The 607-nt window shown below is 77.8% G+C and carries 1 pseudogene; it reads right to left on the reverse strand.

From position 1 onward, the window contains the following. Positions 1 to 607 (reverse strand): annotated as a pseudogene (locus GTW08_RS19640) (peptide synthetase); the annotation flags it as partial.

A 607-nucleotide genomic window follows, 5' to 3' on the forward strand; every position in this document is an offset into this window, starting at 1 on the left:
CCCGACGACGGCGTCCGCGCCGACCACCGCACCCGGTTCGACGACCGCGCTGGCGCCGACGTGGGCGCCCTCGCCGACCGCGATCGGGGCGACGGTCACCCAGCCGTCGGCCAGCGTCCAGGGCCGCAGCGCGGCGCCGTAGCCGACGGTGGCGCCGTCGCCGATCCGCAGCAGCGCGGGCATCGACAGCACCGAGGTGCCCAGGTGCACGTCGCGGCCCACGGTGGCGCCGAGCATCCGCAGGTAGGCCGGGGCGAGCGGACCGCCGGACAGCACCGGCAGCGGTGACATCGACAGCAGCAGGTCCGCGGCCCACAGGCGCAGGTGCACCCGTCCCCACATGGGGTAGCGGCCGGGTGCGACCCGGGCGGTGAGCGCGCGCACCGCGAGCGGGGCGAGCAGCCAACGCTGCAGCAGGAAGATCGCGGTGGCGCCGAGGGCGAGCTGGGCCAGCACGTCCGGGGCGACCCGGCCGCCGTGCCAGGCGTACACCCCGGCCGCGGGCAGGGTCATGACCAGCATCAGCACGAACAGCGCGGCGCCCTGCATGGTCCCGGCGGCGGAGTAGCGGCGCCGCGAGTGGCGCAGCGGCTCCGGGCGCGGTGGC

This window comes from Pseudonocardia sp. SID8383, from assembly GCF_009864975.1.
GTDB lineage: Bacteria > Actinomycetota > Actinomycetes > Mycobacteriales > Pseudonocardiaceae > Pseudonocardia > Pseudonocardia alni.